Consider the following 25,867-nt stretch of genomic DNA (forward strand, 5'->3'; position numbering starts at 1 on the left):
GTAATTTATAAATAGAAATAGGAGACATTTTATGAAAGAAATCATACGCGAAATTCGAATAAATGATGTTGAAGACTTTAATAAATTGTTAGATAGCGTGATTAACCAATCCGAATATTTACTATTTAATCCAGGTGAGCATCAAATATCTATACAGAACCAAACTTTATTTCTAGAAGAAATGATTACGACAAGTAACTCTACAATCATTGTTGCGGAATTAAATGACACATTAATTGGTTATGTAACTATTCAAGGTGGCAAAACGAATCGAAATCGTCATGCTGCTAAAATTGCAATGGGTCTACTCCCGACATTTAGAAATAAAGGAATTGGATATAAACTATTACAAGAAACTGAAGCTTGGGCAGTGAGAAGACAACTGCATAGACTAGAATTAACAGTCGTTACGGAGAATGAACCTGCATACCGATTATATGAGAAATTTGGTTTTAAAGTAGAAGGAAAGAAAGAACAAACATTGTATTTTAATGATAAATATTACGATGAATTTATGATGGCAAAACTATTATAAAAAAGGCAAACTCATCACGTATTTCGCGTAGTTTGCCTTTTTTATTATTCATCTTTTTTAATTACTGTTTCAGAATCTTGGTTTGCATTATTTTCATATGGTGACTGTTTCGTATTAGCCCCTAGAAACATCATGACATTATTGTAATTCTTCTTAGATTCCTTCAAGTTCATATGGAATTGGTATTGATGACGTAAACCGTGTGTACCATCAAAGAATGTTGTAGTCGTTTGAACACCTTGCTTTTTAAGGACTTCATCAAATTCTCTATTTTGTGGATCAAATGGGTCAGCATCTCCAACCGTTAAAAATGTAGGTGGATAATCTTTTGTCACTTGATCAACGGTAGATAGTTGATTAATTCTCGCAAAGTTCTGTTCCCATTCCTTAGTACCCGTATAACTCGTCATAAATAAATCAATTCTAGGAAATTCTGTAGCTCTCACCGTTTGCATATTATATAACCCACCAAAAAGAATGGCAGCTTTTAAATAGTCTTTTTTAATACTTGGCTTCATACGCATTTGTTGTTGCAATTTATCATTTGTTTGTAAAGCCACATATTGACTGGCAATTTGAGCACCTGCAGAATCTCCGCCATATACGATTTGTCTGTAATCGATATTAAATTTATTTCTATGTTTTAATGTATATTTTGTAGCTTGATCTAATTGCTGTATTGGTGTCGGATATTGGTAATCAGGTGCTAAAGCATAATTAACATTTACGATGATATATCCTTTTTCAGCAATTTGTGCTAAGTATGGATTCTTATGTCTTTTGTCTCCCGCAATAAAACCACCACCATGCGTCCAAAAAATAACTGGCAATTTCTCACCTTTTTTCATTTTTGAAGGCATAATAATATCCATTTGACTATTTGGTGCACTGTGTCCATAAGATACATCACGTATCAATTTTACTTTCTTATTGTTTAGTAATAATTGATTGGCTCTTTGAGCTTGTAATTGTGCTTCCCTTTGTTTATGTTCCTGATATTTGTTATAACCGTAAAATCCACTTACAACAACGATAATCGCTACAATCAAAATAAACAATCGTCGTTTTTTCCTTTTCATATGTTCACTTCCTCATGTAAGAAGATAGTTTAACATATTCAATTATTTTATGCGATATGTTCTTTGTTATCTCTTTTACGACTAATATATTTAACAACAATTGCAGCACAAATCACTAAACCTATAACACCCATAGCTGGATATAATTTATCAATAAGTGATGAAAAACCTACAAAGCTTAAGCCATAAGCGAGAACCATAGATATCGTCAATAATACAACGTATTTTTTAGAAAACGGTACAGTAAATCTTGCCGTAAATGAGTACATAAGTCCTAAAATCGTGTTGTACATAACCATAAGCATAATCACTGATAATGCAAACCCAATAATAGGTGAAATTGTTCTAGCGAGTTCTAACGTTGGTATCTCAATATCTTTAATATTAGGATATTCAACTAATAATCCAGCATTGATAAGTGCTAATAATATTAAATATATAATACCACCAATGATGCCACCTAAGCCTGAAATACGTCGCTTATCAGCATCTCCACCAATGGCAATTAATGTACTAAATCCTACTGAGAACGCTAAACCACCATAAATAAATCCTTGAACAATTCCCCAGAAAAGACTTGGTGATTCAACCGTATCGTTAATTTCAGAAATGCCTACTTGGCCATTCACAAAAAAGTAACCTGCTATTATTAATATCACAATGATTAAAAATGGTGTGACGACACCTAGTGCTTTTACAATTTTATCGAAGTCTAATAAAAGCGTGATATATATAACAATACACATAATTAAAGCGCCTAACCAAGTTGGCACCCCAAAGCTTTCATTAAATGCTGATCCTGCGCCAGCTATCATCGTTACTGATATACCAAATAAGAAAAATATTAATACATAATCTATAACGATACCTGCTTTACCAAATAAATAGTTAATTGTTGAGCTATGATCATCTGCATCGAGTGCCGTACCAATCTTGGCTACTTGTCTACCAAAAAACGCCAACATTATACCAGATATAATAACTCCTATATACCCGTATAAACCATAGTGGGTAAAGAATTTCATTACCTCTTGCCCTGTCGAGAACCCTGCACCAACAACGACCCCAACATAAGCAAACCCTATTTTTGTTGCTTCTTTCAAATTTGACACAAACTTTCCTCCTCATAATTTTGTTCAACATAATGATGTATACCCACTATTCACAAAATTATTCCAAAAAATTAGCGGGACAGAAATCTAATTTGTACAAATTAGATTTCTGTCCCGCTTTCTCTTTAATATCTTTATGAATTATCTTTAATTGATTGACTATAATTTGCTCTTGTAACTGTAAAGCCAACAATAACTGCTAGTGCAAGTAAAATGATACCAAACCAGTATGACTGATGAATACCTTGTGTCATAGCATGATTGATTTGATCAACTGTAGGGTTCTTAATACCTTCTAATGCTGCTCTTTGTCCACCGTTCATAATACTTACAAAAATCGCAATACCTAATGCGCCACCAATTGGCTGTAACATGTTAGATACAGCCGTACCGTGTGGATACATTTCTTTTGGTAAAGCATTCAATGCATTTGTATTAGCTGGCATCAATACTGCAGAAATACTAATCATTAATATAATATATACAACAACAAATATCCAAACCGAAATACCTGGATGAATTGTTGAATAAAATATTGATACACATAACAATATGATTAAACCTGGTACAATAAGTTTTCTAGGACCAATTTTATCAAATATGGCACCCATAAAAGGTGACAAGAAACCATTTAATAAAGCACCTGGTAATAAGATCAGTCCAGCAACTTTAGCACTGAAACCCATAGGACCTTGCAAATACATTGGCATTACAATTTCAGAAGCAAACATTGTCATAATAACGACTACGAAAATGATAACGCCTTTAGTATAATTGTGATATTTAAACACTTTTAAATCTAATAAAGGTTCTTCTAATTTAAGTTGTCTAAAGACAAATAGTATCATTGTAATGATACCGATGATGAGTGTGATATATATTGAAGGACTTGAGAATCCGCCTTCTGTACTACTCACAGAAGAAACACTATATATAATTGTTGCAATACCAATTGTTGATAAAATGATTGAAAAGACATCAATTTTTGGTCTTGTAACTTCTCCAACATTTTGTAAATATCTATATGCGAATATAAACGTAAATAGCATGAATGGGATAACGATTAAAAATAACCATCTCCACCCTAAATAATCAACAATAACACCTGATAATGTTGGACCTAATGCAGGTGCAAACATAATGACTAATCCGAATTGCCCCATAATTTTCCCGCGTTCATTTTCATTATAAAGCATGAGCATTGCATTCATGACAGTTGGAATCATAAGCCCCGTTCCAGCTGCTTGAATCATTCTTCCTACTAATAACATTGGGAAATTAATAGCTAACCCCGCAGTTAAAGTCCCGATAGAAAATATTGTTACTAACCCTAAAAATAACCGTCTCGTTGTAAACCATTGATTTACGACTGCAGACAATGGTGTTAGTACACCCATTACTAACATGAAACCAGTTGCCATCCATTGGACAGTTGGTGCATCAACATCAAATACTGACATTAATTCTTTTAATGCAATATTTAAGAGTGTTTCATTTAAAATCATGAAAAATGTACCAACTAAAAAGACAATCATAATTATTTTTCTTTTAAACTGATTCTCCATTTTTTTCTCCTAAATTTTATTTTGTAACTTGTCTATGATGACATAAAAAAGAAACCTAGTCAAAAGACTAGGTTTATGCATTTTGAGATTTGGATAGTTGTGAAAAATCTACCACTACTTGGTCCATTCTCTTCGCTGTTTCTTTCATAATATTTCTAGCAACTTTATTTTCTGGGTCTATCTTAAGTATTTGTTTACTTATATCAAAAGCTTGTTTGTCAGAAAGTAAAGGTTCCGGTATAGCATGTAAAAGAAGCATTTGTAATAAACTCTTAACTTCTTTATGATCTGTTAAAATCATCGATCTTTCAGCATGATAATAAGCTGAATGAAATGCGCCATCATGTTCACTATATGGATAAACGTGTAACAAGAACGCTAAGTCATGAAGTTCACTTGTTTCTTCCTTCTTAATACAGTCTAATATAAATGTATAAAACATCGTACTTTCTTCTTCGTGAGCTGCTGAAATAAAGTGTTCTTCAAATTCTAAGAAATCCACTTCGGACATCAATCTATATGCAGTATCAAATTCGCCACTTAATATATGACCTTTAATCAAATCCTTCATTCAATGTCCTCCTTTTCTCTCTATGCAACATTCACATTCTTTTCAATGTTAAAATTTTAAAGTCAAAAATATTATAACATGTTTTGTAATAAATTACCTTTAAAAAAGAAAACCAACTTAAATTTTAAAATATAAATGGTGATGATACTTGCATCGGTGATTAAATCGAGCATCACAATTAGGGCATACTTCTTTTGACATATAATCATTGATAGAAATTGTTTCTTTACAAACCCCACAAAGTATCGCATGTTCATTAAATTCAGATTGATCCCATCTTTTAATGTCATGCTTTTCACATTCATTATGGCACTTGTAACAAGGATAGAATTTATCACAACATTTAAATTTAATAGCGATGATATCAAGTGGCGTATGATAATGTTCACATCTAGATTCATTATCTACAGTTAAGCCATGTATTTTCACCATAGTATCCTCCAAAAAATTTACTTTAAGTGAACATCTCATAATTATAGCTATTTTGTCAATTTATAATGATTTGACATAAACGATAAATTTTAATAAAATTAACATATGAACATATATTCATATGTTAGGAGAATAATATGACTACAAATACTATTTTAGATGACGAAACATTATTACTTGTATCACAAACTTTTAAAGCATTAAGCGATCCGACTCGCGTAAAGATATTACATTTATTATGTACCGGTCGACATTCTGTAGGTTGTATAGCTGAAACACTTTCGCTAAGTCAATCTTCCGTGTCGCACCAATTAAGATTTTTAAAGAATCTTAGGCTTGTTAAATTTGAACGTGAAGGTAAAAGTATTTACTACTCAATAGATGATGATCACGTTATCTTATTATTAAAACAAGCCATCGAGCATGCCAAACATTAACAAAATAGGAGGTGTTTTCATGGGACATGAACATCATGGACATGACCACAATCATGTTCATACAAATAATAAAAAAATACTGCTCATTTCATTTATTATCATTTCTGTATTTATGATAGTTGAAGTGATTGGTGGATATATTACAAATAGTTTAGCTTTACTATCTGATGCTGGTCATATGCTAAGCGACGCCATTTCACTCTTTATTGCATTAATGGCATTTAAATTTGGCGAACGTGTTGCAAATAAGAATAAGACATATGGTTATAAGAGATTTGAAATTTTAGCTGCTTTAATTAACGGTGTCTTGTTAATTGTCATTAGTATATATATCTTTTATGAAGCCATTTCAAGATTCATTGATCCACCAGAAGTCGCTTCAACTGGAATGTTAATTATAAGTACAATCGGTTTACTTGTGAATATATTCATTGCTTGGTTAATGTTTAAAGGATCTGATACGAAAGACAACTTAAACATGCGTGGTGCATTCATTCATGTACTCGGAGATTTATTAGGATCAGTTGGCGCAATCGTAGCAGCACTCATTATGATTACATTCGGTTGGAAATTAGCTGACCCGATAGCAAGTGTTATTGTGGCACTTTTAATTATTAGAAGCGGATATGGTGTTACAAAGTCTGCATTAAATGTATTGATGGAAGGAACACCATCAAATATCGATGTTCATGAAATATCTGAAACAATCACTTCACACCCAGATATTATTGAAGTACATGATTTGCATATATGGTCCATTACAAGTGACTTAACAGCATTAAGTTGTCACGCAGTCGTAGATAAAGATAAGACTGTACAGGAATGCGACAATATAATAGAAGAAATCAATCATAAACTTATTCATAAATCTATACATCACGCAACAATCCAATTAGAAACACCAGATCATCAACATGACAGTTCCCTACTCTGTTGCATGGAACAAACAGAACATGTACATTAGAAAAGCTAGAACATTTAGGTAAATATACCTACTTTGTTCTAGTTTTTTTACTTTATATAATTTGGTATAGGAATATCTCTCAGCCTTCGTGCGATACACCTTGATTTTTTACCCTAGCGCACAATATCTCTTAGTCTTCGTGCGATACACCCTTATTTTGTACCTTAGCGCACGATATCTTTCAGTCTTCGTGCGATACACCCTTATTTTGTACCTTAGCGCACGATATCTCACGGTCTTCGTGCGCCATACCTGGATTCAGTACCCCAACACACTATTCAAACTCAAATTTATGATATGCATTAACTTACTTATAATATACTTTAGTATTTCCTTGTGTAATCATTTTAAAATGTCCTTTCATAATATATGAAAGTGTATTTCTATGTACACCATTACACCACTTCCTGGCTTCTTTCATATTGAATGGTGCTCCTTTCAAATACATTAATTCGTCTAAAGTATTTAAAATAAGTTCTTTTCTAGGTATCTCATTAAAACAGTTAGTGCAAGTAATTATTTTCTTTTTATTTTTCAGTGGTGTATCTATTATATTGTTACATTGTGTACATCTTATACCAGGTTTTAATTTGTTAAATTCATAATTCGGATATTGATGATAATCATCTTCAAAAGGTGTATGGAGATTTTGTAATGTGGTTTTTATTATAGAATTATTTGGAGAGTTATTATTGTTAAGGAGATGTCTTACTTTATTTAACTGGTTTGGTAAAATAATTGTTTCTTCATCTATTTTGCCTTTCATACTAAAATTTCCGTTAATAAATATTATATAGCTTTTTATTGTTCTTTCTATAACTAATTTATCAAGTACTTTATTTAGGATATAGTCATTTCTATCTAATTGAGCTAACGGATATTTAATTACAAACCCGTTATCACAAATCAAATTACCATTATTAAATTCATATTTACCAAAATAATTTTTGATTTCGAATTGATATATAACCTTGTCAGTGATAACTATAAAATCAAATTGATAATTTTGAGTACTTTGAAGTTGTAAATCATATATAAACTCTAATTGATCAATAGAGTTTAATATTTCCAAAAACTTCCTTTCAACTTCTTTTCTTTTTTTATATGTTTCATATTTTTGAATATCTTGAGGACTTATGTATGTTCTACCTATAAGAGATCCAATCACTGAATAATAGTTCTTTTTCAATGGTTCACCTTCTTTATAAGTTTATTCATTTCCATTTTAATCCATCTCAGTAAAAAAATCAGCCACAACATCACTGTAGTGGCTGATTTCTTCTATATAAATGATTCAAATATTAATTGTTTACCTGGCACTTTCTTATCATCGAATCCTTCTAAGAATGGTTGATTATCATAAGGTACTTTGACTCTTTCTACGTTTATAGCACCACCTTTAACTTCTACTATGCCATACACTGCGTATGCACCGTTATTTAATCCTACTGATCCTGGATTAAAATATATTGTTTCTATATCATCAAAGTGATGTAACACGTGATTATGTCCGAATGTGACAAAATCTGCATCTACGCCATTAAATAATCCGTGTACATGTTCTAACGAAGGATCTACAATTGGTTCAAATGGATCTTCACTAATATGCTTATCCATATTTTCTTCGAGTATTCGATAATGTGTGAAATAAAATTTTAAACCGTCTATTTCTTTTGTAACTTCACGTTTAAGTTCATTTAAAAAGGTATAATATTTGCTGTCTAAATGTTCTACTATCCATTGATGATGTTCATAAAACTTACTTTTCAAACTTTCAGGATATGGCTCGTTGTTAACGACTGACATAATCGCTTCGTCGTGATTACCAGCAATGTATGTCATATCTTTTCTACTTGTTACGGTTTCAAGAACTTCGTTAGTACAATGGCCAACACCAATATTATCAGCTAAGTTATAAATGTGATCTATATCCGTTCGATTATCGATATCTGAAAGTACCGCGTTTAATGCATCTATATTTCCGTGTATATCTGTTAAAATTGCGAATTTAACCATCATAATACTCCTTTATGATTATTGATTAAATTGATCAACTGCTTCTTTAATTTCAACATCTCCTGAAACGACTTGGAATTCTTGACCAATTTTCTCATCATTGTTTAATACTTCAACCAAGACAGTCGCTACATCTTTACGTGGTATTTTTCCACGTTCTACTTCTTCTGCTAAAGTAACTGTTCCAATAGCATCATCATTTGTTAGCGCACCAGGATGAACGATTGTATATGGTATATTAGCGTTTCTTAAATGTTCATCTGCATAGTGTTTAGCTATTGTATAAGGTTTTAAATCTCCTTCAAAAGCTGATCTTCTCGTATCAAATGAAGATACGAGTACAAAATGTTTCGTACCTGCTATTTTACTTGCTTCAATTGATTTAACTGCTCCGTCTAAATCAATAATAATTGTTTGGTCTGCACCAGTATGTCCACCTGAACCTGCTGTAAACACAACTTTATCTGAATCTTTTATTTTTTCAGAAATGTCATTGATATCGTCATATTCAAGATCTAGTGGTGCTGTTGTTGCTCCTAAGTCTTCAAAGAAACTTGCTTGACTGTTTTTTCTAATACCTGCAACAACTTCATTGCCTTCTGCTACTAAATCTTCAACTAAATGTCTTCCTATTTGTCCATTAGCGCCTATTACGAAAATCTTCATTATAAAACACTCCTCTAAATTTTTTCATGTATAAAACGATAGTTGTGTAATCTATCTGGTGTGATTAACCTTGAAGTCACTTCATATGGCTTTTTATAGTTCATATCAGAAACAACAATTGAACCATCATTTTTTACTTCTTCAACTATTGCGACGTGTCCTAGTTCACCATAATCTGTTTGTAAGATTGAGCCTTCACTAGGTTTTCCGTTCACTTTATAACCTTCTTCTTTGGCACGGTCATCCCAATGTTTAGCGTCACCCCAAGATGAACTAATTTTTTTATCAATTTTCAATCTTTCTTCAAATACATAAAATGTACATTGACCTTCTTGATAAAAATTACCAAGCGAACGGTCATCTGTTTTATCATTCTTTTTAATTTGTTCTGTGCGAATCGCTACTTCTTTTTCTTTCATCTGCTTCTTTACATCTTCAACATAATGATTAAAAAAATCGAATCCACCTTGGCTTTTAAACAGCAATACCATCGTTATGATAGCGACCCATGTTGCAAGGTAGATAATGAAGCGGAATAACTTTTTCATAGCTCACTCCTATAACTAATATACCTCAAATATATGAGTTATAACGTAGGATATCAAATAAAGTGCTTATAGCTCTTTACAAAAAATTCGCAAATGCAAGAAAGTTTTTGACAATTAAATGACATTTTCATAGTTTTTTATGGTACCCTAATGATACCAAAAGACAAGAGGTGAATCATATGTTCAAGTTCCAATTGGATTACTTTAGAAATGGACAGGGATTCCATTTAAAAACTATTTTATTTTCTATTTTAGCATCAATCGTTATGATTCTTATAATGTTAATACCGGGTGTATTATTCTTAATCGGTGGTGTCTCACTCGCTTCATCACAAGACTTTTCAGGTGAACCTTCTGGCGGAGGACTAGCGATATTCTTTGTCACTATGGTACTCGGCTTTTTATTAACACTTGGTTTATATATCTTTGTTTTAATTCCTTTAGCTTATGGCATGATTAAATACTACAAAGATACAGACTTAGGTATTGGGCCAAACTTTAGTGATTTATTTATGTTCTTACGAAAAGGAAACTATGTTAAAACATTAAAACTTACAATCATTATAGGTGTGATTAGTGTTGCAATGTATATAGCGATTTATATTGTCGTATTAGTTGTTGAACTAATATTCTTTGCGATATTTGGAACATCTATGGCTATTATTCAACCAAGCGGTTCAAGTGAAGCTTTTGGTGCAATGTCTATATCATTTGTAATCATCATGTTATTTATGATTTTAGTTCTATTCGCAGTGTTTATTCCATTATATTATTTAGTAATATTTATTATGAACACAGTACTTGTTCATATTGATCAAAGATCATTACCCACTTTAACTAAATTCTCAATTGGTTGGAACATTACAAGTAAAGGTCCTAATAATGCTTGGAAATTATTATTCAGTAACTTACTTTATGTTGTTGTTGCATATATTGTTTTAGCTATTGTTGGTATCATTGTTGCAGTTGTCGTTTCATTTATGCCAGCAGTATTACAAGTTATATTCGCGGTACTTGGATATATTGTGTACTTTATCTTTATGTTTATTGTTTCATACTTCATATACGGAAGTGTTATGAACTTCTATCATAAAAATAAAAATGCACTTTACCCTCCAAATAACAGTAATCCTAATTGATAACATATAAAGCGCTCAATCTAGATGCAATAGATTGAGCGCCTTATTTATTATATTAAATCTTTAATACTATATAAGGATTGTAATTCAAAGTCGGGTTTAACCTCTATATATTCAAAATCACTAAAATTACGATTAACCCATGCCGTTTGAAATCCAAACTTTTGTGCACCAACAATATCCCATTTATTTGATGATACAAATAGTACTTCATCTTTATTATATGGAATATTTTCTTCTAGCAATGCGTATCCATTAGAATCTGGTTTATACACGCCAAACTCTTCAAGAGACAAGATAAACTTAAAGTAACTCGTGATATTTGAATAATCTAGTACTTGTTCTATCATGTTTTTATTGCCATTACTAAATATTATTTGATCGACTTCTGATAGTTCTTTTAATGTATGTGCGACATCTGGAAATGGCGTTAATTGATTATATGCTGCCATACATTCGTTAATTTCTTTCAATGAGTAATCAAAATCATTTCTACTGAGCACATATTCAAGTGAATCACGAATCACTTTACTAAATGGTTTATATTCATCCACTAATTGTCTCACATGTGTATATTCAATTAATTTATATCGCCATGCTTTAGCAATCCTATCTCCATTTCCCGGGAATAACTTTTCACATTTTTCTCTTACACTATCTATATCAACAAGTGTTCCATATAAATCATATACAACTGTTTTAATCATTTCATCACCCCTTTAAAACATCACTCATTATATTATATCCAAATGTATATAAAACAATCACACAAAATATATTGCTGACAATATTTTTAGTTTATACAATAAAACCATGTCACCGCAAATCGGACATGGTTTCATAAATTGATTTATTTAATTAAAAACTTTTGACTTAAAAAGTCAGCGACACCATTTTCTACATTTGTACGTCTCGTAACTTCACTACCTAACGCTTTAATATGATCAGGTGCATTTTTCATAACAATTGGATTGTCTACAAACTCGAGCATTTGTCTATCGTTATCACTATCACCAATCGCAAATGTTTCAGTATCTTCTGCAATTCCTAAATAGTCTAAAGTCGATTGAATAGCTGTCGCTTTGTTAACACCTATAGGCATTGTTTCTAAATTACAAGTTGTTGAATGAGATATTGAAATATCTAATTCTTCTTTCATTGGTACGATAAGCTCTTCCCATTTTTTAATTTCTGATTCGTATTTTTTGAAGAAATAAAATTTAGAATAAGCATCTTTAGGTATATCATCAACCCAATTGATTTTTTCACTTAAAGCTTCTTGTCGTGATTTCCATTCGTTACGTTCTACATCACCTAATTCATCTGTTTGGATTTCAGAAAGTAATAACGTTTTATCACGTTTTAAGGCGATACGATTTTTATAATATGGAAATAACTCATAATAAATTTGATGTTGTTCTGCTAAATCAACAAGTTTACGCACTGTTTCCATAGGCAGTTGGTGTTTAAATATTTCTTTTCCATTAATATATCCTACTGCTCCATTTGAAGATAAGATACCATCAACTTCAAAGTTCTCTGGTACTAAATATGGAATTTCATCATATGCTCTTCCTGTCGCAATAAATACTTTAATGCCTTTTTGTCTAACTTCTTGAATAACATCATTTGTATGATTCGTGACTCTGTTGTCTTCATTTAAAATTGTCCCGTCCATATCTAAAAAAACTGCTTGATTCGTCATGTTGAATCCTCCATATCATTTATCAATATCTATTATTTCATGCTCACAGCGTAAAGGCAATTTTTTTAAATACATGTTACTTTTTAGATAAAATTGGTCTATTATTTTTAAACTCAACATCTACATCAATTCCAAATAAGTTACTCATATTATCACTGTTTAATAGCGCTTGAATATTACCTGATTTGAATACTTCACCATTTTTCAATAAAAGTATGTTTTTAAAGATTGGTAAGACTTCTTCTAAATGATGTGTCACATAAATAATGGTTGGTCCATCACTATCTTGTCCGATATACTCAATTCTTTCTAACAGATCTTCACGCGCTACAAAGTCTAATCCATTTGTTGGTTCATCAAGAATGAGCAACCTCGGTTCAGACATTAATGCTCTACCTATTAATACGCGCGTTTGTTCACCTTGTGATAGCGTTTCAAACCTTCTATTTATATAATGTGTAATACCTAGTGTTTCACAAATATGTTTCGCTTTTTCTTTAATTTCTTCAGTAGGTTCTTCATAAACACCAATTGACGCATAAGCACCACTAATGACTGTTGTAAAAGCATTGTCCTGTTGTCTCATTTTCTTAAATAAAGATGACGAAACATAACCTATTTGTCTTCTAATGCCATCTGCTGAATAACCTGGTCTTCCTTGTTTCATATCTAGTATTTCAAATTCCCCAGATGATGGAGCAGTATACGCGTTAATAATATCGAGAATAGTAGATTTACCTGCACCATTTAGTCCGTATAACACCCAATGTTCTCCATCTACTATTTCCCAAGAAATATCTTTTAATATGTATTTACCTTCTCTAATCCAATTAATATGTTTCAAATCAAGAAGCATACTTACATCCCCTTTAATATAAGAATTTAGAATATTCACTTATTGTACATGAAACATCTCTTATATTAAAGGTGATTGGACAGGAAGGCTAAATTTTATCATGCTTATTCTGGATTAATATCGAATCTTAATCCATCTGGCGAAATCAATACTTCAGATGCTCTATTCGGTATTTGCATATCGATATTAGCAAGTCCGTAACTATGATCTAAATCTTCACGTTTTTTATTAGATTGCCATGTATTAATCGCAATATGGTGATGATAATCTTTCGTTGACATAAATAATGCATTAGGGAAATTACCTACAACAATTTTTAATCCTAATGTATCAGTATAGAAATCTTTGCTTTCATTGATGTTGCTTGTTTTTAAATGTAAGTGGCCAATCTTAGCACCTTCAGGCATACCATTCCAACCTTCAGTTGAAACATGTTGGACTAATGCTTCTGCGTCTACTTCAAGTGTATCCATATTAACTTTTCCATCATTCCATACCCAAGTTTCTGGATCTCTATCTCTATAAATTTCTAGACCATTTCCTTCTGGATCATTTAAATACAATGCTTCTGACACGATATGATCCCCAGCGCCAAGTCTTACATTTAATCTTGAAGCATGTAATAAAAAGTCAGCTAAATCGGCAGTTGTTGGTAATAATATTGCTAGATGGAATAATCCAGCTTCTCTCATACTTGGTTCTCTACCATCCACTAATAAATTTAATGTAATAGTATGACCTGAGTTACCAATTTCAAATACAGTTTGCTTATCATCTTTACTTTTTATATTTAAACCTAAAATACTGTCATAAAATACAGTCATTTTTTCTAAATTTTTAACATTTAATGTAATGCCTTTTACTAAATTTGCATCTTTACCATGAAACATAACTTGCACCTCTTCTTATTTATTAATAAATAATAGTATACTTTATATACTATAAAAAGTATACTAGTTTGTTTCAAAAAGCAAAAAAACCTATACGACACAATTTAAAATTGAATCCGTATAGGTCCTTTTATTACAATTCCATTTCTAATCTCACCATATCTTTGCATTGTATATCATTCTCAAAGATAGGTTCTTCGTAATACTTTACAAAATAATCAATATCTATTGATTTCATTCTAAATCCAGCTTGTTGATAAAGTTTCAACTGCCCTATACTTGAGTTACCTGTTCCTACAGTTATAGTATGACAATGTAAATTTCTCGCTTCATTAATCATATGGTCAATTAATAATTTCCCTATACCTTGATTTTGAAAATGTGGATCAACTGCTAAATTAACTAATTCATATGTATTAGGTCTCGTTAATAACCCAACTGCAATTCCGATATCTTGATGATCTTGTTGATAAACATATACTTGTCCTCTAGTAGCATAATCATTAACAGCATGTTGATTTTCATCTGCTAAAGCTAATAATTCATAATGTCTATCATTTAACTGCTCACATAAAGTTATCATTGTATCACCTTCATTGTTTAAGTTATGAAACTTTCTTCTTTCTAATAAACCAAATGATAAATACAATTATACCAATTGCAATGACTGCATACATAAAGTGAGAATAAACATCCATATAATTGACGATTTGATGCCAATTATCTCCTACTTTAGCGCCTACCAGTACTAATACTAAATTCCAAATCAATGTACCGATTGTCGTTAATACTAAAAATAACCATTGATTCATACCGCTCATACCAGCTGGAACGGATATTAAACTTCGAATAAGTGGAATAAATCTACAGAAGAATACAGTCCATGGTCCATATTTATCGAACCAAGCATCTGCTTTTCTTACATCTTCTTTCGTTAACCTAAGATATTTACCCCATTTCTCGATAATTCTTTCGATTCTTTCAACATTTAGAATACGACCAATCCAATATAATATGACAGCACCGCCTACAGAACCTATTGTAGATGCAACGACTACACCTAAGACTGTTAGATCTGACTTAGTGGTCATGAAACCTCCAAATGTTAAAATAACCTCTGATGGTATGGGTGGGAAAACATTTTCCAATAATATCAATAAGGCAATACCAAAATAGCCAAATTGTTCCATTACACTTGTAATCCAACTCTCCATTGATTTGCTCCTTTAAGTTGATATCTTTCTCTTTTTATTGCTTTGTAAATATAAACATTCGATAATAATAAATAAAACATAATGATGAAACTTAATTATATAATATATGTTGCTGAATAAGTGTAAGACTTAAGTATGAACATGACAATTTATATTTATATGCATTGTCATTACTTTTTATTTTACAATAAAATGATTCATAAAAAAATTCACACCCATTTATATATGAGTGTGAATGAGTATTTATAATTTAACTTTTTTTAATCTTAATGCATTTGTGACGACACTTACAGAGCTTAATGCCATCGCAGCACCTGCAACCCAAGGTGCTAGGATACCTACTGCAGCAATTGGTATGCCTGCCGTATTATAGCCGAATGCCCAGAATAAGTTTTGTTTAATATTTTTAATTGTTGCATGACTTATTTTAATCGCTTTAGGAATAAGTAATAATTCTCCACCAAGAATTGTTACATCTGCCGCTTCAATCGCAACTTCCGTACCAGTTCCAATTGCGATACCAATATCTGATATTGCTAACGCTGGCGCATCATTAACACCATCACCGACCATTGCAACCTTTTTACCATTACTTTGAATATCTTTAATTTTATCGGCTTTTTCATTTGGTAATACTTCAGAAATGACTTTTTGAATACCTACTTGACTTGCGATAGCCTGAGCTGTTCTTTCGTTGTCACCTGTAAGCATCACGACTTCTAATCCTTCCTCTTGAAGCATTTTAATCGCTTCTGGTGCACTGTCTTTAATCGTATCCGCAACTGCGACAATACCTTTAAATGTACGATCCACAGCAACTAACATAGCTGTTTTACCTTCTAATTCTAAATTGGACATGTCTTGTTCAAAATCTTTCGTTTCGATACTATGTCTTACCATTAATTTTCGATTACCCACTAATATTTCTTTATTCTGAATAGTAGCTTGAATACCGTATCCAGGTATTGCATCAAAGTCGTCTACATCATTTAATGCGACTTCTTGTTCTGTAGCATATGCAACAATAGCTTCAGCAAGTGGGTGTTCTGATCCTTTTTCTGCACTTGCTAAAAGACTGAGTGTTTCTAAGTCGCCAGTATAATCCGTAACTTCAGGTTTACCTTTTGTAATTGTACCAGTCTTGTCTAGCACAATTGTATTTAATTGATGTGTACGTTCTAAATGTTCGCCACCTTTAAATAATATGCCATTCTCGGCAGCTTTACCCGTACCAACCATAATGGATGTTGGCGTAGCTAATCCAAGCGCACATGGGCAAGCAATGACAATCACAGCAATTGCTGCTACTAATGCACGTTCAAACTGACCTGGATCCACTAATGTTATCCATACAATAAATGTTAAGATTGATATCCCAACAACAATCGGAACAAAATAACCAGAAATAACATCCGCTAATCTTTGTATAGGGGCTTTAGATCCTTGCGCTTCTTCTACAATTTTAACGATAGAAGCCAGTGCCGTATCTTTACCTACTTTTGTTGCTTTAATATGAATTAAACCATTCTTATTAATCGTTGAACCAATGACTTCTTCATTTATCGTTTTTTCAACAGGAATAGATTCACCTGTAATCATAGATTCATCTATTGATGTACGTCCTTTTTCGATAATACCGTCCACCGGTATCTTTTCACCTGGTTTGATGTATAAAATATCTCCGACAACGACATCATCAATAGGTATCATGAGCTCTTTATGATCACGAATAACTCTTGCTTCTTTAGCTTGTAAATTTAATAAAGATGATAAAGAATTCGTTGTTTGACTTTTAGCGCGTTTCTCTAAATATTTACCAAACAAGATTAAAGTAATTAACACTGCACTTGTTTCAAAATATAAATGCGGCATATAAGATGGATTACCAATTGTTTTGATAGCTTCATATAAACTATAAAAATATGCTGCACTTGTTCCTAATGCCACTAAAACATCCATATTAGCGCCACCATTTTTCAAGTTCTTATAAGCACCAACATAGAACTGCCAGCCAATTATAAATTGAACAGGTGTTGCTAATATAAATTGAAACCAAGGATTCATTAAGATATGAGGCATAGGCATATTAAATAAATGCACAAACATCGTTAATAAAAGTGGTAATGATAAAATAGCAGAAATAATAAGTTTAGTTTTCATTTTCTGTACTTCTTGTTCTTTATGCGTTGTTTTATTTTGAACATCACTTTTAGTAGCAGCGTCATAGCCTAAATTTTTAATTTTATTAATGATACTTTTAACATCTATTATTTCAGGATTGTATTCAACATTAGCTTGTTCAGTCGTTAAATTAACTGTTGCTTGTGTAATGCCTTCTTGTCGATTGAGTACTTTCTCGATACGATTAGAACATGCTGCACATGTCATACCATAAACATCTAATTCAGCCTTTTCAGTTAAGACACCGTATCCGAGATTTTCAATTTTATTTGTTACATCGGATAAATTTGTAGCGTCATTATTGAAAGTGATGGATGCTTTCTCAGTCGATAAATTCACTTGAGCATCAACGCCATCCATTCTGTTTAACACTTTTTCAATACGATTGGAACAAGCTGCACATGTCATACCCGTTACACCAACAGTAACATGTTTAGATTCACTCATTTCGTTTACCTCCTTACTTAGAAAATTGTTTAAGTACACTCATCAATTCATCAATCATTTCTTCACCTTCACCATTTTGAATAGCATCCGTCACACAATGTTTAATATGTCTTTCCGTTACCGCAAGTCCAACATTTTTCAAAGCAGACTGTATTGCACTAATTTGTACTAATATATCCACACAATATCTATCTTCTTCAACCATACTTTGAATACCACGCACTTGACCCTCAATACGTTTAAGTCTATTGATCACTTTATCTTTTTCCTCTTTCGTTCTAGGTATTACAGTATGTTCATGTAAATATTCACTCATACAATCACGTCCTCTCTTTATTTATACTATACCCCCCTATAGTATATTTTTCAATATAAAAGCTCAAAAAATTTGTAATGAGATGTTGAATAACGGCAGTTTATTATTATGGGCTGCCTTAGTTACACTTCCCCGGACTTTTGTTACTATAGACTGCCTTAGTTACATTTCCTCAGACTTTTGTTACTATGGGGTGCCTTAGTTACATTTCCCCGGACTTTTGTTACTATAGACTGCCTTAGTTACATTTCCCCGGACTTTTGTTACTACAAGTCATCATACACGCCTATCCGTATATAATATATTCAAAATTTACATAAAAAAACACCTGAGCGAGTTGCTCAGATGTTTAATATCATTCTATTCAACTGTAACTGATTTAGCTAAGTTACGTGGTTTATCTACGTCACAACCTCTGTGTAATGCAGCGTAGTAAGAGATTAATTGTAATGTGATTACTGATACGAGTGGTGATAACATTTCATGAACGTGTGGTATTACATACGTATCATGATCGTGTTCTAAACCTTCCATAGAGATAATACATGGATTAGCACCACGTGCTACAACTTCTTTAACGTTACCACGAATCGATAAGTTAACTTTTTCTTGTGTAGCTAATGCAATGATTGGAGTACCTTCTTCAATTAATGCAATTGTACCGTGTTTTAATTCTCCTCCAGCAAAACCTTCTGCTTGGATATAAGAAATTTCTTTAAGTTTCAATGCACCTTCTAAACCTACATAGTAATCCATTGTACGTCCAATAAAGAATGCGTTACGTGTTGTTTCTAAGAAATCTTTAGCAATTTGTTCCATTTTAGGCGCATCGTCAACAATTGCAGTGATTGCAGTTGTTACTTTCGCTAATTCAGGAATAATATCTACGCCAGTATTTTTGTTATGTGCATTCGCAACTACTTGAGAAAGAATTGCTAATACTGCGATTTGTGCTGTGTATGCTTTTGTTGATGCAACAGCGATTTCAGGTCCAGCGTGTAAAATTAACGTATGATCCGCTTCACGAGATAAAGTTGATCCTGGTACATTTGTAATTGTTAATGCTTTGTGACCTAAACGTTTAGCTTCTACTAATACTGCACGGCTATCTGCTGTTTCACCTGATTGTGAAATAAAGATGAATAATGGTTTTTCAGATAATAAAGGCATGTTGTAAACGAACTCTGAAGCTACATGTACTTCGGTAGGAACGCCTGCCCATTTTTCAATGTATTCTTTACCTACTAAACCAGCATGGTAACTTGTACCACATGCAACGATATAAATTCTATCTGCTTGTGCAACATCTTCAATAATTTCTTTATCGATTTTAAGGTTACCCTCTTCATCTTGGTAGTTTTGAATAATGTTACGCATAACACCTGGTTGTTCGTGAATTTCTTTTAACATGTAGTGATCATAAGTACCTTTTTCAACGTCTGAAGCATCGATTTCAGCTTTATAGCTATCTCTTTCAATTACGTTACCTTCTTGGTCTTTAATGATCACTTCATCTCGTTTTACGATAACAATTTCGTTGTCGACTAATTCTTTATAAGTATCTGTTACAGCTAACATAGCAATTGCATCTGAAGCAATTACATTAAATCCATCACCGATACCAACTAATAATGGTGATTTATTTTTAGCTACGTAGATTGTGTCAGCATCTTGTTCATCTAATAAACCTAATGCATATGAACCATGTAATAATGATAATACTTTATTGAAAGCATCTTCTGTAGTTAATCCTTCGTTTGAGAAGTGTTCAATTAATTCAACAATAACTTCAGTATCAGTATCTGATTTAAAAGTGATACCTGATAAGAATTCATTTTTAAGTTGTTCATAGTTTTCAATGACACCATTGTGTACTAATGTGAAACGACCAGATGTTGATTGGTGAGGGTGAGCGTTCTCATAGTTTGGCACACCGTGAGTTGCCCAACGTGTATGTCCAATACCAATATTTCCATCAAAGTCATCAGAAGCTGCTTTACGTAATTCAGCAATTCTTCCTTTTTCTTTAAATACTTTAATTTCTTCTTCGTTTCTTACAGCAATACCAGCTGAATCATAACCTCTATATTCTAATTTTTCTAATCCTCTAAGTAATAATTCTTTAGCATTTGCTGTACCTATATATCCTACTATTCCACACATAATCAAAATTCCTCCAATTTTAAATAAGCGGTCAGACTTTAAAATTTTAGTCTAGTCGCTTTCAATACTCTGTTCAATTTATGGCTATTTCAATGTCTTTGGACATACAGTCACCTATATGCTTTAAACATTGAACTTCGAATGGGCCACATCCGGGATAGCATCCGCCGATAATTCGATAACTATCCTCCTCGTCAACAAAGTTCATAACACTCATTCAGCATGTATCTGATTATACGTGCCTCTTCAATCGTGTATACTCTTTGTTCAGGCGCTATAAGTTTCCTTATTTCGATAAACCTCACAATCCTCCTTAAGCAAGCTCTCTTCATTCTACAATGAAATTGTAAGTTGTGCAATTATAATACTATATTTAGTGCAATTTTCTCATAAAAATAAAATAATAACAGTTGTAATAAATAAAACAAAAAATCTGAGACATACAAAAGTTGTCTCAGATTAATAATATATTTATTCAATTCCCATTTCTTGTTCTACTACTTCTGCAATACTGTTAACAAATCTTTCAGCATCTTCTTCTGTTTTAGCTTCAACCATTACACGTACAAGTGGTTCAGTACCTGATGGTCTTACTAATATGCGACCTTCGCCATTCATTTCAACTTCAACTTTAGTCATGATTTCAGAAACTTTAGCATTTTCTTCAACACCATATTTATCAGAAACTCTTACGTTTACTAATTTTTGTGGATATTTTTTCATTTTGCTTGTTAAGTCACTTAAACTTTTACCTGATCTTTTAACGATACTTGCAAGATGCGCACCAGTCAGTAAACCATCACCAGTTGTATTATAATCCATCATAACGATATGACCTGATTGCTCTCCACCTAGGCTGAAAGAACCACGTCGCATTTCTTCTACAACATATCTATCTCCAACTTTAGTTTTGTTAGATTTAATGCCTTTTTCTTCTAGTGCTTTATAGAAACCTAAATTACTCATCACTGTTGAAACGACCATGTTATCTTTTAATTCACCATTTTGTGCCATATCTTCAGCTAACACATACATGATTTGGTCACCGTCAACGATTTGTCCTTTATCATCTACAGCAATGATTCTATCCCCATCACCATCAAAAGCTAAACCAAGATCTGCACCATGTTCAATAACAGCTTTTGCTAATTCTTCAGGGTGTGTAGAACCAACATTTAAGTTAATATTATAACCATCTGGCTTACAACCAATTGTTTCGCTAGTTGCTTCTAAATCACCGAATAAATATGGCGCAAGAGAATAAGTAGCACCATGTGCACCATCTAGGACAATTTTCAATCCATCTAAATCTCCATCAACAGTTGATTTAATATAGCTTATATATTTTTGTGCACCTTCAAAGTAATCCGAAATATGATTTAATTGGTTACCTGTTGGTCTTGGTAAATTGTCTTCTGTAGAATCTAATAAGTTTTCAATTTCTAATTCTTCATCATCCGTTAATTTGAAACCATCTGGACCAAAGAATTTAATACCATTGTCAGCTACTGGATTGTGTGACGCACTGATCATAACACCTAAATCTGCATCCACTTCTCTCGTTAAATAAGCTACACCTGGTGTTGAAATAACGCCTAATCTCATGACTTCTGCACCAATTGATGAAAGACCTGCGATTAGAGCTGCTTCTAACATTTCCCCAGAAACACGTGTATCTCTACCTACTAATACTTTAGGATTTTCACTACCATGTTTCTTCGATAATACATAACCACCAAATCTACCTAATCTAAATGCGATTTCTGGTGTTAACTCTGAATTAGCTACACCTCTAACACCATCTGTACCAAAATATTTGCCCATTATAATTCTCCTTTAATTCGATTAGTTTTTAGAAGTTTCTATTTTTGCTTCAACATTTTTAAATTCTGCTTCGTCCACACCATCAGGCAAGCTAAGATTTATTTTTTTAGTTGTATCACCGTCAACATTAGAAATATCGACAGGTACATCTATTGATCCTATACCATCAAGCACGTTTCTCGAACCATATATTTTAACTTCGTTTTTATCTAAAGTAATATCATCAATATTTATATTTTTAGATGCACTACCTTTTGTAACAGGATTTAATGTCACAGTTTTACTAGATCTTGCAACTTTAATATTTACGTTAACAGTATCTGGTCTAATCTGAACGTCAAGTTTATTTAAATTGCTATCAAGCACACTGATACCCGCTTTTTCGGTCGTATCATCTGTTAATTGCTTCGTTTCATCTAAAGTAGCTTTAACATAAGCAATTTTATTAAGTTCTTCTTGTCCACCTGTAATTGTTACTTGTGATGGATTAACAGTTTCTCCTACTAGCTCATATCCAGAAGCAATTCTGTTTTGGTTAATCTCTGCTTCAATTGGATATTTTTTAGAAACTTTGTCTTGTAACGTTACATTTGCGCTTTTAGGCACAACTGTCGCTTTAAGTTCATCACTTAGTCCTTTGATTTTAAAGTTTTCTTTATATTGTCCTACTGATTTATTTTTCAAATCCAATTCTACTTTAAAATTCAATAATTTTTCAGCCTGTAATATTGTTGATTGTGGACCAGAAACTTTTACATCTACTGTTTTAGGTGCGCCAGATAAATATAATTCTTTTGTATTATAGATTGTATCTACCGGAACATCTTCTATTACATGATCTGAACTTTTCAAAGCATTTTCTGAAAACAAGCTACCGAACACATTATTCACAGATAAGAACATGAGTAGCGCTAAAATTAAAGCTACAAAACGTAAACCCCATTTAGATTCTAGCATCTACTTCACATCCTTTCTGTTTTGAACAGAACCAAACCAATGCTCAACTAGTAACTCTCTAAAGGCTTCACTTGATATTTCTTTTCTTAACCGACCATCAATTGTTACAGATATTGAACCTGTTTCTTCTGATACTACAACTGTAAAAGCATCTGATACTTCTGAAATTCCTACAGCTGCTCTATGACGCGTCCCTAAACTTTTAGAAATTTTTTGACTGTCAGATAACGGCAAATAACTTGCTGCTGTAGCAATTTTTTGTTCACGTATAATCATCGCACCATCATGTAATGGTGTATTTGGAATAAAAATATTTGTGAGTAATTCTTGAGAAATATCAGCATTAATAGGTATCCCTGTTTCTATGTAGTCTTGAAGACCAGTTTCTTTCTCGAATACAATTAATGCACCTATTCTTCTTTTGGCCATATACTGAACAGCTTTATCAACACTATCAGTTAACCTTTCTTGTTCTGCTGATGTCGCTACATTTACTCGTTTAAATAGACTTCCTCGCCCTAATTGTTCCAACGCTCTTCTAAACTCTGGTTGGAATATTACAATGATTGCTAAAAATCCCCATTGCAATACAAAATCAAATAAAAGCGTAGTAGTCGTCAAATTCAAAAAATTACTTACTGTTCTACCAATTATGATGAAAAATATACCTTTTAATAGTTGTATCGCTTTTGTACCTTTAACGACAGTTATAATTAAGTACAATACATACCATACAATAATTAAATCAAGTATACCTGTTATAACTTTTAAGGCACTTAATTCACCAAAAATGTCAGGTAACTGCATAGTATCTCCTCCGTGTTTCATTTACCTAGTGCTTATTATAACAATTTTTGAGATATATTGTTAATTTAATTATATATAAAACAAAAAAAGCCTCTATAAAAGAGACTTCTTTATTAAAGTATATTTTATCCATGATTGTCAATTATAATAATTTCTCTCCAAAGAATGATCCCATTAATCCAATTGCTTGATGAGCCGTTTTATTATATTCATCGATAAGAGGATTTACTTCAACTAGATCAGCAGATACAATTAAGTTTGACTCATGAAGTAACTCCATAGCTAAATGACTTTCTCTATATGTTGCGCCTCCCGGTACTGTTGTGCCCGTACCAGGCGTTTCGACTGGATCTAATGCATCAACATCCAATGAAAGATGTACACCATCCGTTTTATCCTTTAAGTAATCTATCGTTTCAGATATAACTTGATTCATGCCAAGTTTATCTATATCTGCCATTGTATATGTACGTATGCCTGATTTTTTAATATATTCCTTCTCACCATCATCTAAATCTCTCATACCAATTAGAACGATATTTTCAGGTTTTACTTTATTCTTATAACCACCGATATTCATTAATTCATCATTACCTTCACCTAATAAGACTCTTAATGGCATTCCATGAATGTTACCACTCGGTGAAGAATCTAATGTATTTAAATCTCCATGTGCATCATACCAAATAACCCCAAGATTACTATAATGTTTACTGATACCAGCTATTGATCCAATTGATAACGAATGATCTCCACCTAAAATTAAAGGAAAGTTACCATTATTCATTGTTTCATTTACGGATTCATATAAGTTATTTGAAAATGAAATCACTTCATCTAAATTTCTTAAACCTTCTTGTTCGCTTTTATATTTTTTCATATCTATAATAGGTGATTCAACATTACCTTTATCTATGATATTATGACCTATATTTTCTATTCTCTCAATCAAACCAGCATATCTCAATGCATCTGGCCCGAAATTAACGCCTAATTTCCTTTGACCAAAAGCAGTTGGTGCACCGATTATTTCAATGTTCTTTTTCATAATTTCAAATCCCCCTTAATTTGCATTACTATTATATTCTAGTATATGTAAACACTTACATCAAGCTATATAAGGGTTTATGGATAATATTAATATATTCCAAATATTTATACGTATATACATCATTTTATGCATATTTTCATCAATAAAAAAAGAGACATTAGATTAACTAATGTCTCTTACATATGAGCCATAGAGGATTCGAACCTCTGACCCTCTGATTAAAAGTCAGATGCTCTACCAACTGAGCTAATGGCTCTTAATGGCTGGGCTAGCTGGATTCGAACCAGCGAGTGACGGAGTCAAAGTCCGTTGCCTTACCGCTTGGCTATAGCCCAAAGATGGTGGAGGGGGGCAGATTCGAACTGCCGAACCCGAAGGAGCGGATTTACAGT

26 protein-coding genes and 2 tRNA genes are annotated in these 25,867 nt (G+C 32.3%); 4 read left to right on the forward strand and 24 right to left on the reverse strand.

Features of this window, described 5'->3' with window-relative positions:
• Positions 1-31 precede the first annotated feature (31 nt).
• Positions 32-535: a GNAT family N-acetyltransferase gene (locus CD035_RS08640; protein WP_048541269.1), complete on the forward strand. Its 504-nt coding sequence runs from the start codon at positions 32-34 to the stop codon at positions 533-535.
• A gap of 44 nt (positions 536-579) precedes the next feature.
• Here the strand turns inward: CD035_RS08640 and CD035_RS08645 are convergent, their stop codons facing one another.
• The 5 genes from CD035_RS08645 to CD035_RS08665 all read right to left on the reverse strand — a co-directional run bounded on the left by CD035_RS08645 (position 580) and on the right by CD035_RS08665 (position 5,294).
• Complete coding sequence (locus CD035_RS08645; protein ID WP_048541270.1) at positions 580-1,614, reverse strand: alpha/beta hydrolase; 1,035 nt, start codon at positions 1,612-1,614, stop codon at positions 580-582.
• Positions 1,615-1,661: 47 nt separating this feature from the next.
• Positions 1,662-2,726, reverse strand: coding sequence for a YkvI family membrane protein (locus CD035_RS08650; RefSeq protein ID WP_048541271.1), 1,065 nt, complete (start codon positions 2,724-2,726; stop codon positions 1,662-1,664).
• Between the two features lie 134 nt (positions 2,727-2,860).
• Positions 2,861-4,291, reverse strand: coding sequence for an MDR family MFS transporter (locus CD035_RS08655; protein ID WP_048541273.1), 1,431 nt, complete (start codon positions 4,289-4,291; stop codon positions 2,861-2,863).
• 73 nt (positions 4,292-4,364) lie between these two features.
• A complete protein-coding gene (locus CD035_RS08660) occupies positions 4,365-4,862 on the reverse strand; it encodes a hypothetical protein (RefSeq protein WP_037590018.1) in 498 nt (165 codons plus the stop codon).
• A gap of 117 nt (positions 4,863-4,979) precedes the next feature.
• Positions 4,980-5,294, reverse strand: coding sequence for a CHY zinc finger protein (locus CD035_RS08665; RefSeq protein WP_048541275.1), 315 nt, complete (start codon positions 5,292-5,294; stop codon positions 4,980-4,982).
• Positions 5,295-5,431: 137 nt separating this feature from the next.
• On the opposite strand from CD035_RS08665, the gene CD035_RS08670 reads away from it, so the two are divergent.
• On the forward strand, positions 5,432-5,731 hold the full coding sequence (locus CD035_RS08670; RefSeq protein ID WP_025907403.1) for an ArsR/SmtB family transcription factor: 300 nt from the start codon (positions 5,432-5,434) through the stop codon (positions 5,729-5,731).
• A 19-nt stretch (positions 5,732-5,750) separates the two neighbouring features.
• Positions 5,751-6,695: a cation diffusion facilitator family transporter gene (locus CD035_RS08675; RefSeq protein ID WP_048541277.1), complete on the forward strand. Its 945-nt coding sequence runs from the start codon at positions 5,751-5,753 to the stop codon at positions 6,693-6,695.
• Positions 6,696-7,002: 307 nt separating this feature from the next.
• Here CD035_RS08675 and CD035_RS08680 read toward each other — a convergent pair whose 3' ends face one another.
• The 4 genes from CD035_RS08680 to CD035_RS08695 all read right to left on the reverse strand — a co-directional run bounded on the left by CD035_RS08680 (position 7,003) and on the right by CD035_RS08695 (position 9,925).
• Positions 7,003-7,884 carry a nuclease-related domain-containing protein gene (locus CD035_RS08680; protein ID WP_048541279.1) on the reverse strand — a complete coding sequence of 294 codons (882 nt, stop codon included), beginning with the start codon at positions 7,882-7,884 and terminating at the stop codon, positions 7,003-7,005.
• A gap of 92 nt (positions 7,885-7,976) precedes the next feature.
• Positions 7,977-8,711, reverse strand: a complete 735-nt coding sequence (locus CD035_RS08685) for a metallophosphoesterase family protein (protein WP_048541280.1) — start codon at positions 8,709-8,711, stop codon at positions 7,977-7,979.
• Positions 8,712-8,729: 18 nt separating this feature from the next.
• Positions 8,730-9,377 (reverse strand): SDR family oxidoreductase, encoded by a 648-nt coding sequence (locus CD035_RS08690; RefSeq protein ID WP_048541281.1) that lies wholly within the window; start codon positions 9,375-9,377, stop codon positions 8,730-8,732.
• A 14-nt stretch (positions 9,378-9,391) separates the two neighbouring features.
• On the reverse strand, positions 9,392-9,925 hold the full coding sequence (locus CD035_RS08695) for a CHAP domain-containing protein (protein ID WP_053076875.1): 534 nt from the start codon (positions 9,923-9,925) through the stop codon (positions 9,392-9,394).
• A 179-nt stretch (positions 9,926-10,104) separates the two neighbouring features.
• Between CD035_RS08695 and CD035_RS08700 the strand changes: the two genes are divergently transcribed.
• Positions 10,105-11,064, forward strand: a complete 960-nt coding sequence (locus tag CD035_RS08700) for a hypothetical protein (protein ID WP_048541282.1) — start codon at positions 10,105-10,107, stop codon at positions 11,062-11,064.
• Positions 11,065-11,114: 50 nt separating this feature from the next.
• Here CD035_RS08700 and CD035_RS08705 read toward each other — a convergent pair whose 3' ends face one another.
• From CD035_RS08705 to CD035_RS08775, 15 genes are all read right to left on the reverse strand, one after another.
• Positions 11,115-11,771 carry a haloacid dehalogenase type II gene (locus CD035_RS08705; protein ID WP_048541283.1) on the reverse strand — a complete coding sequence of 219 codons (657 nt, stop codon included), beginning with the start codon at positions 11,769-11,771 and terminating at the stop codon, positions 11,115-11,117.
• Between the two features lie 143 nt (positions 11,772-11,914).
• A complete protein-coding gene (locus CD035_RS08710) occupies positions 11,915-12,769 on the reverse strand; it encodes a Cof-type HAD-IIB family hydrolase (RefSeq protein ID WP_048541285.1) in 855 nt (284 codons plus the stop codon).
• A 76-nt stretch (positions 12,770-12,845) separates the two neighbouring features.
• Positions 12,846-13,625 carry an ABC transporter ATP-binding protein gene (locus tag CD035_RS08715; RefSeq protein ID WP_048541287.1) on the reverse strand — a complete coding sequence of 260 codons (780 nt, stop codon included), beginning with the start codon at positions 13,623-13,625 and terminating at the stop codon, positions 12,846-12,848.
• Between the two features lie 104 nt (positions 13,626-13,729).
• Positions 13,730-14,515, reverse strand: coding sequence for a VOC family protein (locus CD035_RS08720; RefSeq protein ID WP_048541289.1), 786 nt, complete (start codon positions 14,513-14,515; stop codon positions 13,730-13,732).
• 133 nt (positions 14,516-14,648) lie between these two features.
• Positions 14,649-15,098: a GNAT family N-acetyltransferase gene (locus tag CD035_RS08725; RefSeq protein ID WP_048541324.1), complete on the reverse strand. Its 450-nt coding sequence runs from the start codon at positions 15,096-15,098 to the stop codon at positions 14,649-14,651.
• Positions 15,099-15,120: 22 nt separating this feature from the next.
• Positions 15,121-15,729, reverse strand: coding sequence for a DedA family protein (locus CD035_RS08730; RefSeq protein WP_048541291.1), 609 nt, complete (start codon positions 15,727-15,729; stop codon positions 15,121-15,123).
• Positions 15,730-15,972: 243 nt separating this feature from the next.
• Positions 15,973-18,357: a heavy metal translocating P-type ATPase gene (locus CD035_RS08735; RefSeq protein WP_048541293.1), complete on the reverse strand. Its 2,385-nt coding sequence runs from the start codon at positions 18,355-18,357 to the stop codon at positions 15,973-15,975.
• 13 nt (positions 18,358-18,370) lie between these two features.
• On the reverse strand, positions 18,371-18,673 hold the full coding sequence (locus tag CD035_RS08740) for a metal-sensing transcriptional repressor (RefSeq protein ID WP_048541296.1): 303 nt from the start codon (positions 18,671-18,673) through the stop codon (positions 18,371-18,373).
• 360 nt (positions 18,674-19,033) lie between these two features.
• Complete coding sequence (glmS, locus tag CD035_RS08745) at positions 19,034-20,836, reverse strand: glutamine--fructose-6-phosphate transaminase (isomerizing) (protein WP_048541298.1); 1,803 nt, start codon at positions 20,834-20,836, stop codon at positions 19,034-19,036.
• A gap of 471 nt (positions 20,837-21,307) precedes the next feature.
• Positions 21,308-22,660 carry a phosphoglucosamine mutase gene (gene glmM / locus CD035_RS08750; protein WP_048541300.1) on the reverse strand — a complete coding sequence of 451 codons (1,353 nt, stop codon included), beginning with the start codon at positions 22,658-22,660 and terminating at the stop codon, positions 21,308-21,310.
• Positions 22,661-22,681: 21 nt separating this feature from the next.
• Complete coding sequence (locus CD035_RS08755; RefSeq protein ID WP_048541305.1) at positions 22,682-23,617, reverse strand: CdaR family protein; 936 nt, start codon at positions 23,615-23,617, stop codon at positions 22,682-22,684.
• On the reverse strand, positions 23,618-24,424 hold the full coding sequence (gene cdaA, locus CD035_RS08760) for a diadenylate cyclase CdaA (protein WP_025907437.1): 807 nt from the start codon (positions 24,422-24,424) through the stop codon (positions 23,618-23,620).
• 142 nt (positions 24,425-24,566) lie between these two features.
• Positions 24,567-25,472 carry an arginase gene (gene rocF / locus CD035_RS08765; RefSeq protein ID WP_048541307.1) on the reverse strand — a complete coding sequence of 302 codons (906 nt, stop codon included), beginning with the start codon at positions 25,470-25,472 and terminating at the stop codon, positions 24,567-24,569.
• A gap of 186 nt (positions 25,473-25,658) precedes the next feature.
• Positions 25,659-25,731, reverse strand: a tRNA-Lys gene (locus CD035_RS08770).
• Positions 25,732-25,735: 4 nt separating this feature from the next.
• Positions 25,736-25,810 (reverse strand) — tRNA-Gln (locus tag CD035_RS08775).
• Positions 25,811-25,867: the final 57 nt, after the last annotated feature.

The organism is Mammaliicoccus sciuri (assembly GCF_002901825.1).
In the GTDB taxonomy this organism is placed as follows: Bacteria; Bacillota; Bacilli; order Staphylococcales; family Staphylococcaceae; genus Mammaliicoccus; species Mammaliicoccus sciuri.

Bases quoted from the DNA above. Each gene is read 5' to 3' on its own strand.
- CD035_RS08655 (WP_048541273.1), bottom strand. From the start codon at position 4,291: ATGGAGAATCAGTTTAAAAGAAAAATAATTATGATTGTCTTTTTAGTT.
- cdaA (WP_025907437.1), bottom strand. From the start codon at position 24,424: ATGCAGTTACCTGACATTTTTGGTGAATTAAGTGCCTTAAAAGTTATA.
- CD035_RS08730 (WP_048541291.1), bottom strand. From the start codon at position 15,729: ATGGAGAGTTGGATTACAAGTGTAATGGAACAATTTGGCTATTTTGGT.
- CD035_RS08715 (WP_048541287.1), bottom strand. From the start codon at position 13,625: ATGCTTCTTGATTTGAAACATATTAATTGGATTAGAGAAGGTAAATAC.
- CD035_RS08685 (WP_048541280.1), bottom strand. From the start codon at position 8,711: ATGGTTAAATTCGCAATTTTAACAGATATACACGGAAATATAGATGCA.
- CD035_RS08690 (WP_048541281.1), bottom strand. From the start codon at position 9,377: ATGAAGATTTTCGTAATAGGCGCTAATGGACAAATAGGAAGACATTTA.
- CD035_RS08665 (WP_048541275.1), bottom strand. From the start codon at position 5,294: ATGGTGAAAATACATGGCTTAACTGTAGATAATGAATCTAGATGTGAA.
- CD035_RS08755 (WP_048541305.1), bottom strand. From the start codon at position 23,617: ATGCTAGAATCTAAATGGGGTTTACGTTTTGTAGCTTTAATTTTAGCG.
- CD035_RS08640 (WP_048541269.1), top strand. From the start codon at position 32: ATGAAAGAAATCATACGCGAAATTCGAATAAATGATGTTGAAGACTTT.
- CD035_RS08740 (WP_048541296.1), bottom strand. From the start codon at position 18,673: ATGAGTGAATATTTACATGAACATACTGTAATACCTAGAACGAAAGAG.
- CD035_RS08645 (WP_048541270.1), bottom strand. From the start codon at position 1,614: ATGAAAAGGAAAAAACGACGATTGTTTATTTTGATTGTAGCGATTATC.
- CD035_RS08725 (WP_048541324.1), bottom strand. From the start codon at position 15,098: ATGATAACTTTATGTGAGCAGTTAAATGATAGACATTATGAATTATTA.
- CD035_RS08735 (WP_048541293.1), bottom strand. From the start codon at position 18,357: ATGAGTGAATCTAAACATGTTACTGTTGGTGTAACGGGTATGACATGT.
- CD035_RS08660 (WP_037590018.1), bottom strand. From the start codon at position 4,862: ATGAAGGATTTGATTAAAGGTCATATATTAAGTGGCGAATTTGATACT.
- rocF (WP_048541307.1), bottom strand. From the start codon at position 25,472: ATGAAAAAGAACATTGAAATAATCGGTGCACCAACTGCTTTTGGTCAA.
- glmS (WP_048541298.1), bottom strand. From the start codon at position 20,836: ATGTGTGGAATAGTAGGATATATAGGTACAGCAAATGCTAAAGAATTA.
- CD035_RS08670 (WP_025907403.1), top strand. From the start codon at position 5,432: ATGACTACAAATACTATTTTAGATGACGAAACATTATTACTTGTATCA.
- CD035_RS08710 (WP_048541285.1), bottom strand. From the start codon at position 12,769: ATGACGAATCAAGCAGTTTTTTTAGATATGGACGGGACAATTTTAAAT.
- CD035_RS08675 (WP_048541277.1), top strand. From the start codon at position 5,751: ATGGGACATGAACATCATGGACATGACCACAATCATGTTCATACAAAT.
- CD035_RS08700 (WP_048541282.1), top strand. From the start codon at position 10,105: ATGTTCAAGTTCCAATTGGATTACTTTAGAAATGGACAGGGATTCCAT.
- CD035_RS08705 (WP_048541283.1), bottom strand. From the start codon at position 11,771: ATGATTAAAACAGTTGTATATGATTTATATGGAACACTTGTTGATATA.
- glmM (WP_048541300.1), bottom strand. From the start codon at position 22,660: ATGGGCAAATATTTTGGTACAGATGGTGTTAGAGGTGTAGCTAATTCA.
- CD035_RS08720 (WP_048541289.1), bottom strand. From the start codon at position 14,515: ATGTTTCATGGTAAAGATGCAAATTTAGTAAAAGGCATTACATTAAAT.
- CD035_RS08695 (WP_053076875.1), bottom strand. From the start codon at position 9,925: ATGAAAAAGTTATTCCGCTTCATTATCTACCTTGCAACATGGGTCGCT.